Source organism: Psychrobacter sp. NPDC078631, assembly GCF_050268165.1.
Classification (GTDB): Bacteria; Pseudomonadota; Gammaproteobacteria; order Pseudomonadales; family Moraxellaceae; genus Psychrobacter.
Genome location: NZ_JBNNGG010000002.1, coordinates 18,521 through 31,884, shown reverse-complemented (window position 1 = coordinate 31,884; position 13,364 = coordinate 18,521). Strand labels below are relative to the sequence as shown.

The following is a 13,364-nucleotide window of genomic DNA, read 5'->3' as shown; positions in this document are numbered from 1 at the left end:
TCGGTAGTGAATAAACAACAAGGCACTGTCAAAAAATGGCAGGATGATAAAGGGTTTGGCTTTATTGAAACTGAAGCAGGCGAGTCTGTCTTCTTTCATATAAGTGAGTTTAAGGCTCAGCGCCGTCCTGATATCGGTGAGGCAGTGGTCTTTAGCATTGGACAAGATGCGGAGGGGCGCAAGCGAGCCAAGCAAGTACAAGAGCTTGGGTTTGTACAGCAAAAGATAGCACAAAAAAATCAGCAGATCCGTCAGCGCAATCAGAAACGGAGCCATCAAGCGGAATTTGAAGCGGGCCAAAAGAAACGCTCATTTCTTGGACTGGCTTTTTATGGCGTTTTAGTTTTATTAGCAGCGACAGATAAACTGAGCTGGCTAGTGGTCAGCTGGTACGTTGTGCTAGGGATTATTACTTATGGCATGTATGCTAAAGACAAAGCTGCTGCGCAAAGTGGCGACTGGCGTACGCCTGAGTCTACATTGCATATACTAAGCGCGCTTGGCGGTTGGGTAGGCGCGCTATTGGCTCAGACGTATCTGCGTCACAAATCACAAAAGCCTGAGTTTCGAGTGACTTATTATTTGACCGTCGTTGTGAACATGGCAGGCTTGCTGTTTTTATTGGCAGGTGGTGGCTTAGAGACTGTCACTGATTTACTATCAGAGTTTCTATAAATAATAGCATTCACGATTAGCAGTATTGCTACGTGTATGACGAAAGCACTAAAACGATCGACAAAAAAAAGGTGGGTTACGATTACATAACCTACCTTTTTCATTTATAAATTGAATTAATATCTCTAGCTATAAACGGTTATGACCGTGGTATTTCACGCTTTTTTTCTAAAAACAGCATATCGATGACAATCAATAATACACCAATAGAAATACCGATATCTGCGATATTGAAAATCGGATAATGCCAAACATCAGCATAATGCACATGGATAAAGTCAATCACATGACCATGTAATAAGCGGTCGATTAAGTTACCAACTGCACCGCCCAATACTAAGGCTAGGCCGAAAGATAGTAGCGTGGCTTTGCGCGGTGCTTTAATCAGATAGATGATTAGAAACAACGACATTAGTAACGCCAGTCCTGAAAAAAACCACTTCTGCCAGCCGCCAGCATCTGCCAAAAAGCTAAAAGCTGCGCCATAGTTATAAGCCAATGTCCAATTGAGAAATGGCTCAATCACCGGCACTGGATCATGAAAGGTCAGCTTAGTTTCTGCCAGCCATTTAGTCCATTGATCGATAATGACAACAACCAATGCCAATATATACCATACAAAAGCACGACTGCCATTTGCCACCATTTTCGGGGTCTTGGTCAGACGACTTCTAGGTGTAGTCGAGCTACCCGTGGTTGCATGAGCAGGCTTAGGCGAATGGTCAATCTCAACCTGCGGCTGCTGGTCATGCTGGCTTTCAGGTGAGTCTGTTGGGTTAGGCATAGTGACGTACCTCACCATCGCCACTAACATTGGTCACGCAGCGCGCGCATAGTTCAGGGTGTTCGCTATCTGTACCGATGTCATCACGAATGTGCCAGCAGCGTACGCACTTAGTACCAGTAGCCGCACTTACTTGTACCACTAAATCTACAGCCTCTTCGGTATTGGTATCGGTCACATCATCTGTCTGTGCGATGCTATCAGCAGGCGCTTCGCTCATTGGCTTTAGTGCAGCATTACTAGTAATTAGTACAAAACGAAGCTCTTCATCAAGCTTAGCTAAGCTCTCATGCATAGCACCGTCAGCGTATAGACTTACGTCAGCAGACAAGTTGGCATTGATGATTTTTTCGCCACGTGCAGTCTCGATATGTTTGTTCACCATGTCTTTTGCGAACATGATGCGCTGCCAGTCATCATTGCTAATAGCACTTAGCTCAAACGCTGGGAACTCATACCATTCTTGAGTAAATACATAGCCGCCTTTATCCGCATCACGTTGATTCAATACTTCCCAAGCCTCTTGTGCCGTAAATGAAAGGATTGGTGTAATCCAGCGAATCAGCGCATGAGTAATATGGTAGATAGCCGTCTGTGCAGAACGACGAGGCTGACCATCTGCCTGAGTAGTGTACTGGCGATCCTTAATAATATCTAGATAGAAGCTACCCAAGTCTTGCGAGCAAAACGCTGTCACGTGCTGAGTGACTTGGTGAAAGTCCATCGCATCGTAAGCGCTAATGATTTGCGCTTGTACGGTTTGTGCGCGCTCAATGATGAATTTATCAAGGCTAACCAATTCATTGATATCAATACTGTCGGTCGCTGGATTGAAGTCATCGGTATTGGCAAGCAAGAAACGTAAGGTATTACGGATGCGGCGATACATATCGATCGCACCTTTAAAGACCGTCTTACCTGCGCTCATCTCATAACGATAGTCACTTGAGGCAATCCATAGACGCAGCATATCCGCGCCTGTTTTATTGATTTCTTCTTGTGGGGTGATGATGTTGCCAAGTGACTTACTCATCTTGCGACCATTTTCGTCAACGACAAAGCCATGGGTCAATACTTGCTTAAACGGTGGACGCTCATACATCGCTTCTGACGTTAGCAGTGACGTCTGGAACCAGCCGCGATGTTGGTCAGAGCCTTCTAGATACATATCAGCTGGATTGGTCAGTTCATCACGTTGATCAAGTACCGCAAAATGCGTCGTGCCTGAGTCAAACCAAACGTCCAAGGTATCAGTCGCTTTGTCATAGTCAGCAGCTTCACTACCTAAGAAGTCTTCACAGCTAGCATCAAACCACGCTTCTACGCCGCCTTCATTGATTTTTTGCGCCGCAGTTTCCATCAGCTCAAGCGTGTTTGGATGCAGCTCGCCGGTTTCTTTGTGCGTAAAGAAGGTAATCGGCACGCCCCACGTACGCTGACGCGAGATACACCAATCAGGACGACCCGTCATCATTGATTCGATACGGTTTTGTCCCCACGCTGGCGTCCAACTTACTGATGGAATATCAGCAAGCGCGCGAGCACGTAAGCCTTTGGTTTCCATATTGATAAACCACTGAGGCGTAGCACGGAAAATAATTGGTGACTTATGACGCCAGCAATGTGGATAGCTATGCTCAATTTTGGTATGGCTGATTAAATGGCCGTTTTCATGTAGGGCAGCGATGATTTTTGGATTGGCTTTATAGATGTGCTCGCCTGCAAATACTGCAGCGCTATCTAAATAAACGCCCGTACCGCTTACTGGGTTTTCCACTGGTAAGTTGTATTTTAGACCCACGATGTAATCGTCTAGACCATGACCAGGTGCAGTATGTACAAGACCAGTACCACTATCGGTGGTGACGTGATCGCCCAAGATGAGTGGTACTTGTCGGTCTTCAATCAATGGATGCTGAGCGCTCAATCCTTCAAGCTCACTGCCTAATACGGTCGCTAGAATACCATTATTTTCTAGTTTGAGTTCGTTCAACGCCGTTTCAACAAGATCAGCTGCTAGTAGCAGGTTGCCTTTTTCGGTCGCAACCACGCTATAGTTATGCTCAGGATGTACTGAGATAGCTTGGTTGGCAGGTAGTGTCCATGGCGTAGTTGTCCAAATAACAGCAGCGATATTATCTGCGATATCAGCCAGTGCGGCTACTTTATCCGTACCGAGCACATCAAAGCTGACATAGATCGCGTCAGAGACTTTGTCTTGATATTCTACTTCTGCTTCTGCTAGGGCAGAGCTACAGTCCAAGCACCAGTTGACCGGCTTCATACCGCGAGTCACATGACCATTGTCATAGATTTTGGCAAGCGCGCGCACGATGTTAGCTTCTTGATGAAAGTTCATGGTCAGATAAGGATTGTCCCAATCACCAAACACACCCAAACGCTTGAAGTCTGCTTTTTGCAATTCAATTTGAGTACTCGCATATTCGCGGCATAGACCACGGAATTCGGTCGCAGAAACTTTTTGACCAACTTTACCGACCTTAGCTTCGACTTTTTGTTCGATTGGCAGACCATGACAATCCCAACCAGGGACATAAGGTGCATCAAATCCTGACAATGTTTTTGATTTTACAATAATATCTTTTAGTACTTTATTGACCGCGTGACCCAAGTGAATCTGACCGTTGGCGTATGGAGGACCATCGTGCAAAATATACTTGGTCGCACCAGCACGCGCCTGACGAATTTTACCGTACACGTCATCCGCTTCCCAAGCAGCTAACCAATCTGGCTCGCGTTTAGCAAGGTTTGCGCGCATCGCGAATGGCGTATCCGCAAGGTTCAGTGTGTCTTTGTAATCTTGGCTTGGTGTATCAGTGCTTTTATCAGTCATAGAAGGTATCTTTTTAAAAGGTAGGTTTGTGTGTCGGTTCAAAACCGGATACAAGGTTCGATGTTCAATGTAGTTCAATATAGTACTGATGGTTACGCGGTATTGATAATGCTTAATTACTAATAGTAGGTATATTGCTCATCATAGTTGGTTTATCAACCATCATGTCAATAAATACCCATTGTCGCTCATTAGTCGGTAAGTAGTTACGTCAATAATAAATGGTAACGAGACGATTGCAACATAAAATATGCTAGTAAAAATAATTCAAAAAAATATTTAGATCGGCAGCTATTATATGACAAAAAGGGTAGGGTAAAAAGAGCTGTGCGAGGTCAGCCCAATTTTGTCCAATATCAATTGTTTATCTGTGTTGTATATCCTCAGCACGGACGTAGCTATAATCTCCTTACATAATGATTTATTGAAACATAAAGTACGACTCAAGTGCTAAAAAACAGATGCTAACCATAAGCGCAGTTTCAATGACCATAAAGGCTGAATCCCTGTTAGTCCTTGTGTCATCTTACCATTCTCTAATACCACATAGGACGGTGTGACTTGTCCTTGCCAATCTGCAAAGATATTGCCTTGTTGATCATTTATGGTGGTGAAATCAAACCGATGTTGATCGAGGTAGCTGCGTAGCTCTTGATTTGAGCCTGACTGTACGGCAACAGTGACCACGGGATAATTATCTGCTGCTAACTTATTAATGGTGGGTGAGGTAAAGCTGCAGACTGAACACCACGTACCCCAAAAGTATACCAGCGTAGGCCGCTCATGACTCATCGCTGCCAAGTCGATAGTTCGCCCTTGATAATCGGTCAGTTGTAACTGAGGGTTGGCAGGCATGATAGGCTGTCGCCACCAATTGACCACGCTATAGATCACGACAAACATGAGACCATATAACATTATCGTTTTAAGTATCGAAATGATCTTTCGCTTCTTTGGCTTTACTTCTGTTTGCTCAGTATCAGTTGTCATGACATCTGCTTTTTAGTTTGTATATTGTTTTCAGTTATTTTCAAATGATGGCCTATCGTCACTACTTATCTTATCGTGATTGCCCATATGATCATTGCACAAAGAGTAGACAGTAGATAAAAATAAACGGCTGAAAATCAGCCGTATTATTTATAAAGTCTACTATAAGTGTGCGACGTCAACCGACCATAACTAACTACAATTAACTATGGCTTTTGTGCTCGGTTTTGTAATGGATCACCAATCAGTACGCTACCTGAATTTTCACGGCGCTGCTCATCACTTAACTTGCTCGCTGGCACTTTGGCTTTGCGCTTCCACTTTAAGCTGAACAAATCATCACGGCGGTCGATTAAGTTATGTACTGAGCCTTCATGACGAACGTGAGTCAGCTTGTCTAAGTTTACATCAGAGAAGAATACCATCTCTGTGTTGGCAGTGGTCTCTGCCATAATCGCATCATGCGGGAACGCAAAATCTGACGGTGAGAAAATCGACGACTGAGCGTACTGAATATCCAAACTCTCAACTTGCGGTAAGTTACCGACTGAACCACAAATCATCACATAACATTCGTTTTCGATAGCACGGGCTTGGGCGCAATGACGGACACGTAGATAGCCGTTTTTGGTGTCAGTCCAGAAAGGCACAAACAAGATATCCATGTCATCAAGTGCCATTAGACGTGCAAGCTCAGGGAACTCAACATCGTAGCAGACCAAGATACCGATACGACCCGCATCCGTGTCGAATACTTTGACTTCATCGCCACCTTCGATTACCCAAGCGCTGCGCTCATGCGGAGTAATATGAATCTTGCGTTGCTCTTCAACGGTACCGTCACGTCGGCACAGATAGCTGACATTGTATAAGGTATCGTCTTCGTCCAGTAACGGCATCGAACCGGTAATGACGTTGACGTTATAACTGACGGCTAAATGCGAGATTTCATTTTTGAACCACTCGGTATAACCCGCCAAAAATCGAATGGCAATATTTTGATCGGTTTCTTCGCATAGACCCATCAATGGCGCATTGAAAAATTCAGGTAAGCAGGCAAAGTCTGAGTTGTAGTCAGCCATGATATCGACAAAAAACTCAACCTGTTGCAGTAGTTCTTCAGGTGATTCGACTTCACGCATCTGCCACTGAATACCACCAATACGCACTTCAGACTTGCGAGTATTAGGCTTATAATCTTTAGGCTCGTAGTAGATATTTGCCCACTCAAGCAAGGTCGCAAAGCCTTTTGACTGTTTATCATCTGGCAGATAAGCGGTCAAAATACGTTTAACGATAAAGCCGTTAGACAGCTGGAAAGACAAAGCTGAGTCATGAATTTCACGGCTTTCAACGGCATCAATATATTCGCCTGGAGTCAGATCTTTATGGTTATGATAGTTAGGTATGCGTCCACCGGCTAAGATAGCGCGGAAATTCAACTGTCGGCATAGCTCCTTGCGTGCATCATACAGACGTCGACCGAGGCGGTAGCCGCGATAATCAGGGTCGATGAGTGCATCTAAACCATAAATGGCATCACCTTCTGGATTGTCTCTAATGATTTCTTTTTGCCCAATCAAATCATCATAGGTATGCGGATTTGAAAACTTGGCATAGTCAACGCGCATGGAGAGCACGATACCAATCAGCTGATCATGATCAAACAAAGCAATCTGACCTTCTGGAAAAGCATCGATTAAAGTATGAATGGTTGTCTTTGACCACGCGCCACCCAAGTTTACATAGACACGATCCATCAAGGCTTTTAATTGTGGATAATCTTTTTTCTTAATCTCAGCAATCGTGAGGTGAAAGTCATCTAGTTTTTCCATCTTACTCATAAGTTTCCTGTTTTAAATAGCCATTGAATGTAGTGTGATCAAATAATAGGGTCATAGCACATTGATGTGCCGATTTTTGTGCAAAAAAGTAATAAAAACATTCCAATAGGAAGATATTGTCGTTACAATAATTTATTGCCGTATTTACAATAGGTTATGTTGATATATTAGGCTGTTTTGCTCACTATATTTCGTAGTGATTTTGGCTAACGTATAGGATTAAAGGATAACGAACGCCGCATTCTGTAACACTTTATACCTATTGGGTTTGTGAGCGCCGATAAGCGCCTAACTCTGCATTATCATTGTACCTACAACTGCCTTGATATTTATTATCTCAATATAGAATCTAAATAATATCTATCAGCACCTTTTGTTTTGCTTGTTATCATAGCAAGCTGTAACGGTAATAACAGTCTCACGTAGTAAATATTTGCTACGTTTTTGTGAGTCAATTTTTTGGTTCAACTCAGGCATAGTATTGTGTTGCTTGTTTCGTTTAGCCGTATCTCATCGGCTTCTTAGGATTATTTTATTATGCCTTTAAATCATACCAATAGAATCATGAAGTGGGATGACATAGATGACTCCGCTTTGGTTCAGTTGGTTTATGTCAGTACGCTGACTCTTGGCTCGCGTTTGAGCACCTCCATCTTTGATGAAGTAGAAGGCCATGCACGTAACTACAATCAGCAGCATAACATCACAGGCACGCTATGCTACGGTAATGGTCATTTTCTGCAATGTATCGAAGGCAAAAAATCAGACGTATTTAATCTGCAAGAGCGTATCTTTGTAGATAGTCGCCATAAGAATGTAGAAGTATTGCTATTACAAGTTATCAATCATCGCAGCTTTGCCGACTGGCGTATGCGCTTGCTGTTTTTAGAGCGTTGGTTGTGGTCCCCCGCGACCAAGAAACAGGCCGTACAATTATCTCCGTTTTTACCATTTGCGCCGCACGGCTGGTCGTCTGATCGAACTGAACAGTTTTTGCAAATCATTAAAACTTTCGATAGTCCACCTCATATTAAGGCGGCAGGTATTACTTATAATGCATTGGGTAATATGGTGCGTCATATTGCGGCACCGCATCAGGCATTTCTGATTATTCAAGGGTTTTTGAGCATATTACTGGTCGTTGCGCTGATACTGTTATATTTATAGATTGTAGTTTTTGCGAATTATAAATCCAAAAAAAGACGCTAGCCTTTCGGGTTAGCGTCTTTTTTTGGGATAAGCGTTTAGCATGCTCATCACATATCAAAAATCTTACCACGGTTCATAATGTTGTTTGGATCAAAGACTTTTTTGACCTCTCGTAAATAATCAATCTCCGTCTCGCTGCGGCTATAGTGCAGATACGGCTTCTTCGTCATACCAACCCCATGCTCAGCAGACACTGAACCGCCATATTTCTGTACCGTCTCAAACACGTATTTATTGACGACCTGACACTCTGCAAAGAAATCGTCTTTATTCATATTCTCAGGTTTTAAGATATTCAGATGCAAATTACCATCGCCAATATGACCGAACCAACAGACTTCAAAGTCTGGATAGTTGCTGCTGACAATATGATCAATCTCTTCGATAAAGGTCGGTACGTGGCTTATCAGCACCGAGACATCGTTTTTATAAGGGGTAAAGACTGAGATGGTCTCAGAGATATACTCACGTAGTTTCCATAGCTCTGCTGCTTGCGTGAGGTTTTGACTCATCACCCCATCGACAACCCAACCTTGCTCCATACAATGTTCAAATATGGCCATGGCTTTGTCCATGATTGGCTCATAAGGCGCTTCAAACTCTAGCAGGGTATAAAACTTGGTACGGGATTCAAATGGCTCTTGTACTTGACCGTGTGCCATTAGCTTATCAATGGCTACATCGTCAAAGAACTCGAATGCTGTCAAATCAATCTGCGCTTGAAAGGCAGAGAGTACGTTCATCACATCGTTAAAGCTGTCCATGCCAAGCACCATGACGTTTAAGTCTTGTGGTTGACGTTCAAGCTTAATTTGCGCATGAGTGACAAGGCCAAGCGTGCCTTCACTACCGATGAATAATTGGCGCAGGTCATAACCGGTGGCATTCTTTACCATGCCGCGATTCAGTTGCAAGATATCGCCTTTACCCGTGACGACAGTCAGTCCCATAATCCATTGACGGGTCATGCCATAGCGGATGACTTTGATACCGCCAGCATTGGTACCGATATTGCCACCGATTTGACTAGAGCCTGCTGAGGCAAAGTCGACAGGGTAATATAGGTCTTTGGATTCAGCGAATTCTTGCAACTGCTGGGTGACGACACCGGCTTCGACTTCAACTATTCGATCGGCAGGATAGAACTGTCCAATCTGGTTCATTTTATCCATACTAACGACTATCTCGCCATTAGCAGCCACGGCACCAGCAGACAGGCCTGTACGACCGCCACTTGGGGTGAGGACGACATTGTGCTCATTGGCCAGTAGTACGATAGTCTGTACTTGTTCAGTGGTCTTTGGAAAGACGATGGCAGAGGCAGCAGGGGCAAAGTGCTTGGTCCAGTCTTTACCCCAATGCTCTAAACTCTCAGCATCAGTTTTGATTTGGGTCGGATCGAAATCATGGGTATCAGTGAGCGTGCTCAAGATGGTTTGCACGGCATTGGTTTCGGATGTAGGCTGAGCGGTAGTTGGCGTCATGGTCAAATCTCAATATTAGCGTAAGCACGATGCTGGGACTGCTTATTATATAGCGAAATAACTATAAATTCAGTGATGAGTCAGCTCGTAGAGGTAATAAGTGGATGATATTTTTTACCTATAAGAAGAGGTAAGTAATAAATAATTGATTCGAGCGGTTTTAAACAGAATAATTCACTATAGCATAAAAATTTTTCAGGCTTGATAACCAATAATTCATCTAATCTGCTAACATCGACCTCAAATTTTGTGTAAGATATCGGGACTGTTTTCGTTTCCTCCATCATAGATTATCCAACAGGTAATCTTATAAAACAATTATAGGACAGTTCTCATATGGCGTTATCACTACAAAAAGACAAAATCCGGTTTTTATTGCTTGAAGGTCTACATGACAATGCCCTAAAAGTATTGGAAGGAGCTGGTTACCACAACATCGAGAATATCAGTCACGCCTTAGATCAAGACGAGCTGATTGAAAAGATCAAAGATGCTCACTTTATCGGTATTCGTTCGCGCACTCAGTTGACGCATGAAGTACTTGAGCATGCACACAAGCTTATCGGCATTGGTTGCTTTTGTATTGGTACCAACCAAGTAGATCTAGACGCCGCTCGTGATCTTGGTATCCCTGTTTTTAACGCGCCATTCTCGAACACCCGTTCGGTAGCTGAGCTAGTATTGGCCGAAGCCATTATGCTGTACCGCGGTATTCCTGAAAAAAATGCAACTGTACATCGCGGCGGCTGGGGTAAGTCTGCGACTAACTCACACGAAGTGCGCGGCAAGACTATCGGTATCGTCGGTTATGGTTCTATCGGCTCGCAGCTGTCTGTCTTGGCAGAAAGCTTTGGTATGAAAGTCATCTATCATGATGCCGTGACCAAGTTGCCACTAGGCAATGCGGTACAAGTTGGTAGCTTAGAAGAGCTATTATCAACGGCTGATATCGTGACATTGCATGTACCTGATGTACCAAGCACTCGCTATATGATGAAAGCTGAGCAGTTCGCTCAGATGAAAGAAGGCAGCTACTTTATCAATGCGGCTCGCGGTACGTGTGTTGAGATTGATGATCTGGCAGATGCGCTTGAGTCTGGTAGAATCTTGGGCGCGGCTATTGATGTGTTCCCAAAAGAGCCAAAATCAGCTGACGAAGAGTTTGAGTCACCACTACGTAAGTTTGATAATGTGATTTTGACGCCGCATATCGGTGGTTCAACCCAAGAAGCACAAGCTAATATCGGCCTTGAAGTCGCAGATAAGTTTGTTAGATACTCTGACCAAGGCGATACGGCGACTGCTGTGAACTTCCCAGAAGTTTCTATTCCGTTCAAAGAAAACTCGCATCGTCTGCTACATATCCACAAAAACGTACCAGGCGTACTGTCTCAGATCAACCGTCTATTTGCTGAAGCTGGCATTAACATCTTAGCACAGAGCCTTATGACAGAAGGTGATGTTGGTTATCTAGTGATGGATGTCGATTACAATGATTCGACCGCTGCACTAGACCAGTTAAAAGATGTAGAAGAGACTATCCGCGTACGTATCTTATTCTAATATAGTCAATCCGCTTTCAAATTGGATTAACTATATCAGTGCTAATAGTTTTGATAGTCACTAAAGATTTATCATAAAAAAAGAGAGGTTCTATTGATTAGAGCCTCTCTTTTTTATTTCACTTCTTTTCTATTGTACTAATGCTAAGTTTAATTGGCTTTCGTGTTGTTTGCAGCTTCTGCTTGTAGACGCGCTTCCGTCTTAGCGGCTTTACGTTTTTCGATTACATCCGTCACATCGCTACCGATATGGGCTTCACCACGCTTCTTCGCTAGTTGCATCTGATGCTCACGCTCACGGAAACGGGCTTTTTGCTCATCGGTTGCCTTGTCGATACAGTGTGGGCATGACTCACCTTTGATATAGGCAGGGCTTTGCATCTCCTCAGCGGTGATCGGCATACGGCAAGCAAAACACTGCTCGTAGCTGCCTTTTTCTAAGTTGTGGTTGACCGATACGCGGTTATCAAACACAAAGCAGTCGCCTTGCCACATAGAGTCGCTGGCAGGGACTTCTTCAAGGTATTTTAGGATGCCGCCTTCTAAATGATAGACCTCTTCAAACCCTTGCTCGCGTAAATAGGCAGTCGACTTCTCGCAGCGGATACCACCTGTACAGAACATCGCAACTTTTTTATGCTTGGTTGGATCGAGCTCTTTTGAGACGTATTCTGGAAACTCGCGAAACGTTTCAGTGTTTGGGTTGACTGCATTTTGGAAGGTGCCGATTTGCACTTCATAATCGTTACGCGTATCGATCAAGGTGACTTCAGGATCTGATATCAATGCGTTCCATTCGCTTGGTTTTACATAGCGACCAACGGATTCCAATGGGTCGATATTCTCGACACCCATGGTAACGATTTCTTTTTTTAGCTTCACCTTAGTGCGATAAAAAGGCTGTGCGTCAGTATAGGATTCTTTAAAAGTAAACGTACCAATTGCCTCAATACTACGTAGATAGTCAAGTACGGTATCGATACCTTGACGCGTACCAGAAATCGTACCATTAATGCCTTCACTTGCAAGTAACAATGTACCTTTTACATCGTTATCGAGCATAGTGTTTAGGATAGGCTCACGATATTGCTCAAAATCAGCAAAGCGCGTGAACTTATATAGTGCGGCAACGACGATATTGTTAGTCACACTATCGTATACAGGGGCTGAATTGTTGTCAGTTATCGCAGTTTCTTTGTTGATGCTCATGTCTTTCTCCTGCTGGCTAGGTCGCAAACCTAGTGCGTTGGGGTTAAAGTAACTTTTCAGTTTAAAGCATTAACAAAATTGTGGAATTGATTAATGCGCGCGTAGTGTAGCAAATTTTGCTAGAGTTTTGAAAGTAGAAATATCAGTGTTTTAGTAATATTAGTTCTACATTTTTTCCAAAAATTCGTTTTAACTGTGGTACTTTAAAAAGATTTAGCAAATAAAAATATAGCCCTTTTATTTGCAAACAATGTAAGACTGGCTATAAAAAAAACCTCCAGTGCTAGAGTCATATTAATTTTATTATAATATTAGGATTTGTAATTATGGTAGATCCAACTTTGTTATTAAAAGCATTAGTATTTCCAACTCAAACGCTTTATGAAGCTCTCAACATTCGCATTAAAGATTTCAGTGAGGATACGGAACAGTCTAAATTGAGTGTATTGGAAGAAGAGTCTGCCAAAGAGGATATCAGAGCACGCGTTTTACAGAACCAGGCTAAGGCTGCTCAAGAAATGGCTATTGCTAGAAGAATAGAAGATGCGGAAGAAGTTGAAATAGAGGAATATTACGACATATCAGGTGAAGGGCATGTGGGAGCTAAGGCTAGTAGCGAAGGTGTAAATTTAGGAGCTAGTGCTGAAGGAAGAAAGATAACTAAGAGAGTTATTAAGTTTAAAGGTAGTAAAACTATACAGCAAATTTACGATGCTGATCAATAAAGGGTTATAAAAAAATCCAGCTCAAAGG

The 13,364-nt window shown here is 43.2% G+C and carries 10 protein-coding genes; 4 read left to right on the top strand and 6 right to left on the bottom strand.

Features of this window, described 5'->3' with window-relative positions; genetic code table 11:
- Positions 1 to 6 precede the first annotated feature (6 nt).
- Positions 7 to 675, top strand: a complete 669-nt coding sequence (locus ACQKCP_RS06250) for a DUF1294 domain-containing protein (RefSeq protein WP_427611698.1) — start codon at positions 7 to 9, stop codon at positions 673 to 675.
- 139 nt (positions 676 to 814) lie between these two features.
- Here the strand turns inward: ACQKCP_RS06250 and lspA are convergent, their stop codons facing one another.
- From lspA to ACQKCP_RS06230, 4 genes are all read right to left on the bottom strand, one after another.
- The gene (gene lspA / locus ACQKCP_RS06245) at positions 815 to 1,459 is read right to left on the bottom strand and encodes a signal peptidase II (protein WP_427611697.1); all 645 of its coding nucleotides are present in this window, start codon (positions 1,457 to 1,459) and stop codon (positions 815 to 817) included.
- Positions 1,452 to 4,313 (bottom strand): isoleucine--tRNA ligase, encoded by a 2,862-nt coding sequence (gene ileS / locus ACQKCP_RS06240; RefSeq protein ID WP_427611696.1) that lies wholly within the window; start codon positions 4,311 to 4,313, stop codon positions 1,452 to 1,454. The genes lspA and ileS overlap by 8 nt, the downstream gene beginning before the upstream one ends.
- Before the next feature lie 450 nt (positions 4,314 to 4,763).
- Positions 4,764 to 5,303, bottom strand: coding sequence for a protein disulfide oxidoreductase (locus ACQKCP_RS06235; protein WP_427611695.1), 540 nt, complete (start codon positions 5,301 to 5,303; stop codon positions 4,764 to 4,766).
- 206 nt (positions 5,304 to 5,509) lie between these two features.
- On the bottom strand, positions 5,510 to 7,147 hold the full coding sequence (locus ACQKCP_RS06230; protein WP_102094613.1) for a carbon-nitrogen hydrolase family protein: 1,638 nt from the start codon (positions 7,145 to 7,147) through the stop codon (positions 5,510 to 5,512).
- A gap of 537 nt (positions 7,148 to 7,684) precedes the next feature.
- Between ACQKCP_RS06230 and ACQKCP_RS06225 the strand changes: the two genes are divergently transcribed.
- Positions 7,685 to 8,314 (top strand): BLUF domain-containing protein, encoded by a 630-nt coding sequence (locus ACQKCP_RS06225; RefSeq protein WP_114701153.1) that lies wholly within the window; start codon positions 7,685 to 7,687, stop codon positions 8,312 to 8,314.
- Between the two features lie 89 nt (positions 8,315 to 8,403).
- Here the strand turns inward: ACQKCP_RS06225 and ACQKCP_RS06220 are convergent, their stop codons facing one another.
- Positions 8,404 to 9,840 carry an FAD-binding oxidoreductase gene (locus ACQKCP_RS06220; RefSeq protein WP_427611694.1) on the bottom strand — a complete coding sequence of 479 codons (1,437 nt, stop codon included), beginning with the start codon at positions 9,838 to 9,840 and terminating at the stop codon, positions 8,404 to 8,406.
- Between the two features lie 336 nt (positions 9,841 to 10,176).
- On the opposite strand from ACQKCP_RS06220, the gene serA reads away from it, so the two are divergent.
- Positions 10,177 to 11,403, top strand: coding sequence for a phosphoglycerate dehydrogenase (gene serA, locus ACQKCP_RS06215; protein WP_427611693.1), 1,227 nt, complete (start codon positions 10,177 to 10,179; stop codon positions 11,401 to 11,403).
- A 149-nt stretch (positions 11,404 to 11,552) separates the two neighbouring features.
- Here serA and ACQKCP_RS06210 read toward each other — a convergent pair whose 3' ends face one another.
- On the bottom strand, positions 11,553 to 12,611 hold the full coding sequence (locus ACQKCP_RS06210) for a rhodanese-related sulfurtransferase (RefSeq protein WP_427611692.1): 1,059 nt from the start codon (positions 12,609 to 12,611) through the stop codon (positions 11,553 to 11,555).
- Between the two features lie 326 nt (positions 12,612 to 12,937).
- Between ACQKCP_RS06210 and ACQKCP_RS06205 the strand changes: the two genes are divergently transcribed.
- On the top strand, positions 12,938 to 13,336 hold the full coding sequence (locus ACQKCP_RS06205; RefSeq protein ID WP_427611691.1) for a hypothetical protein: 399 nt from the start codon (positions 12,938 to 12,940) through the stop codon (positions 13,334 to 13,336).
- The last annotated feature ends 28 nt before the right edge of the window (positions 13,337 to 13,364 follow it).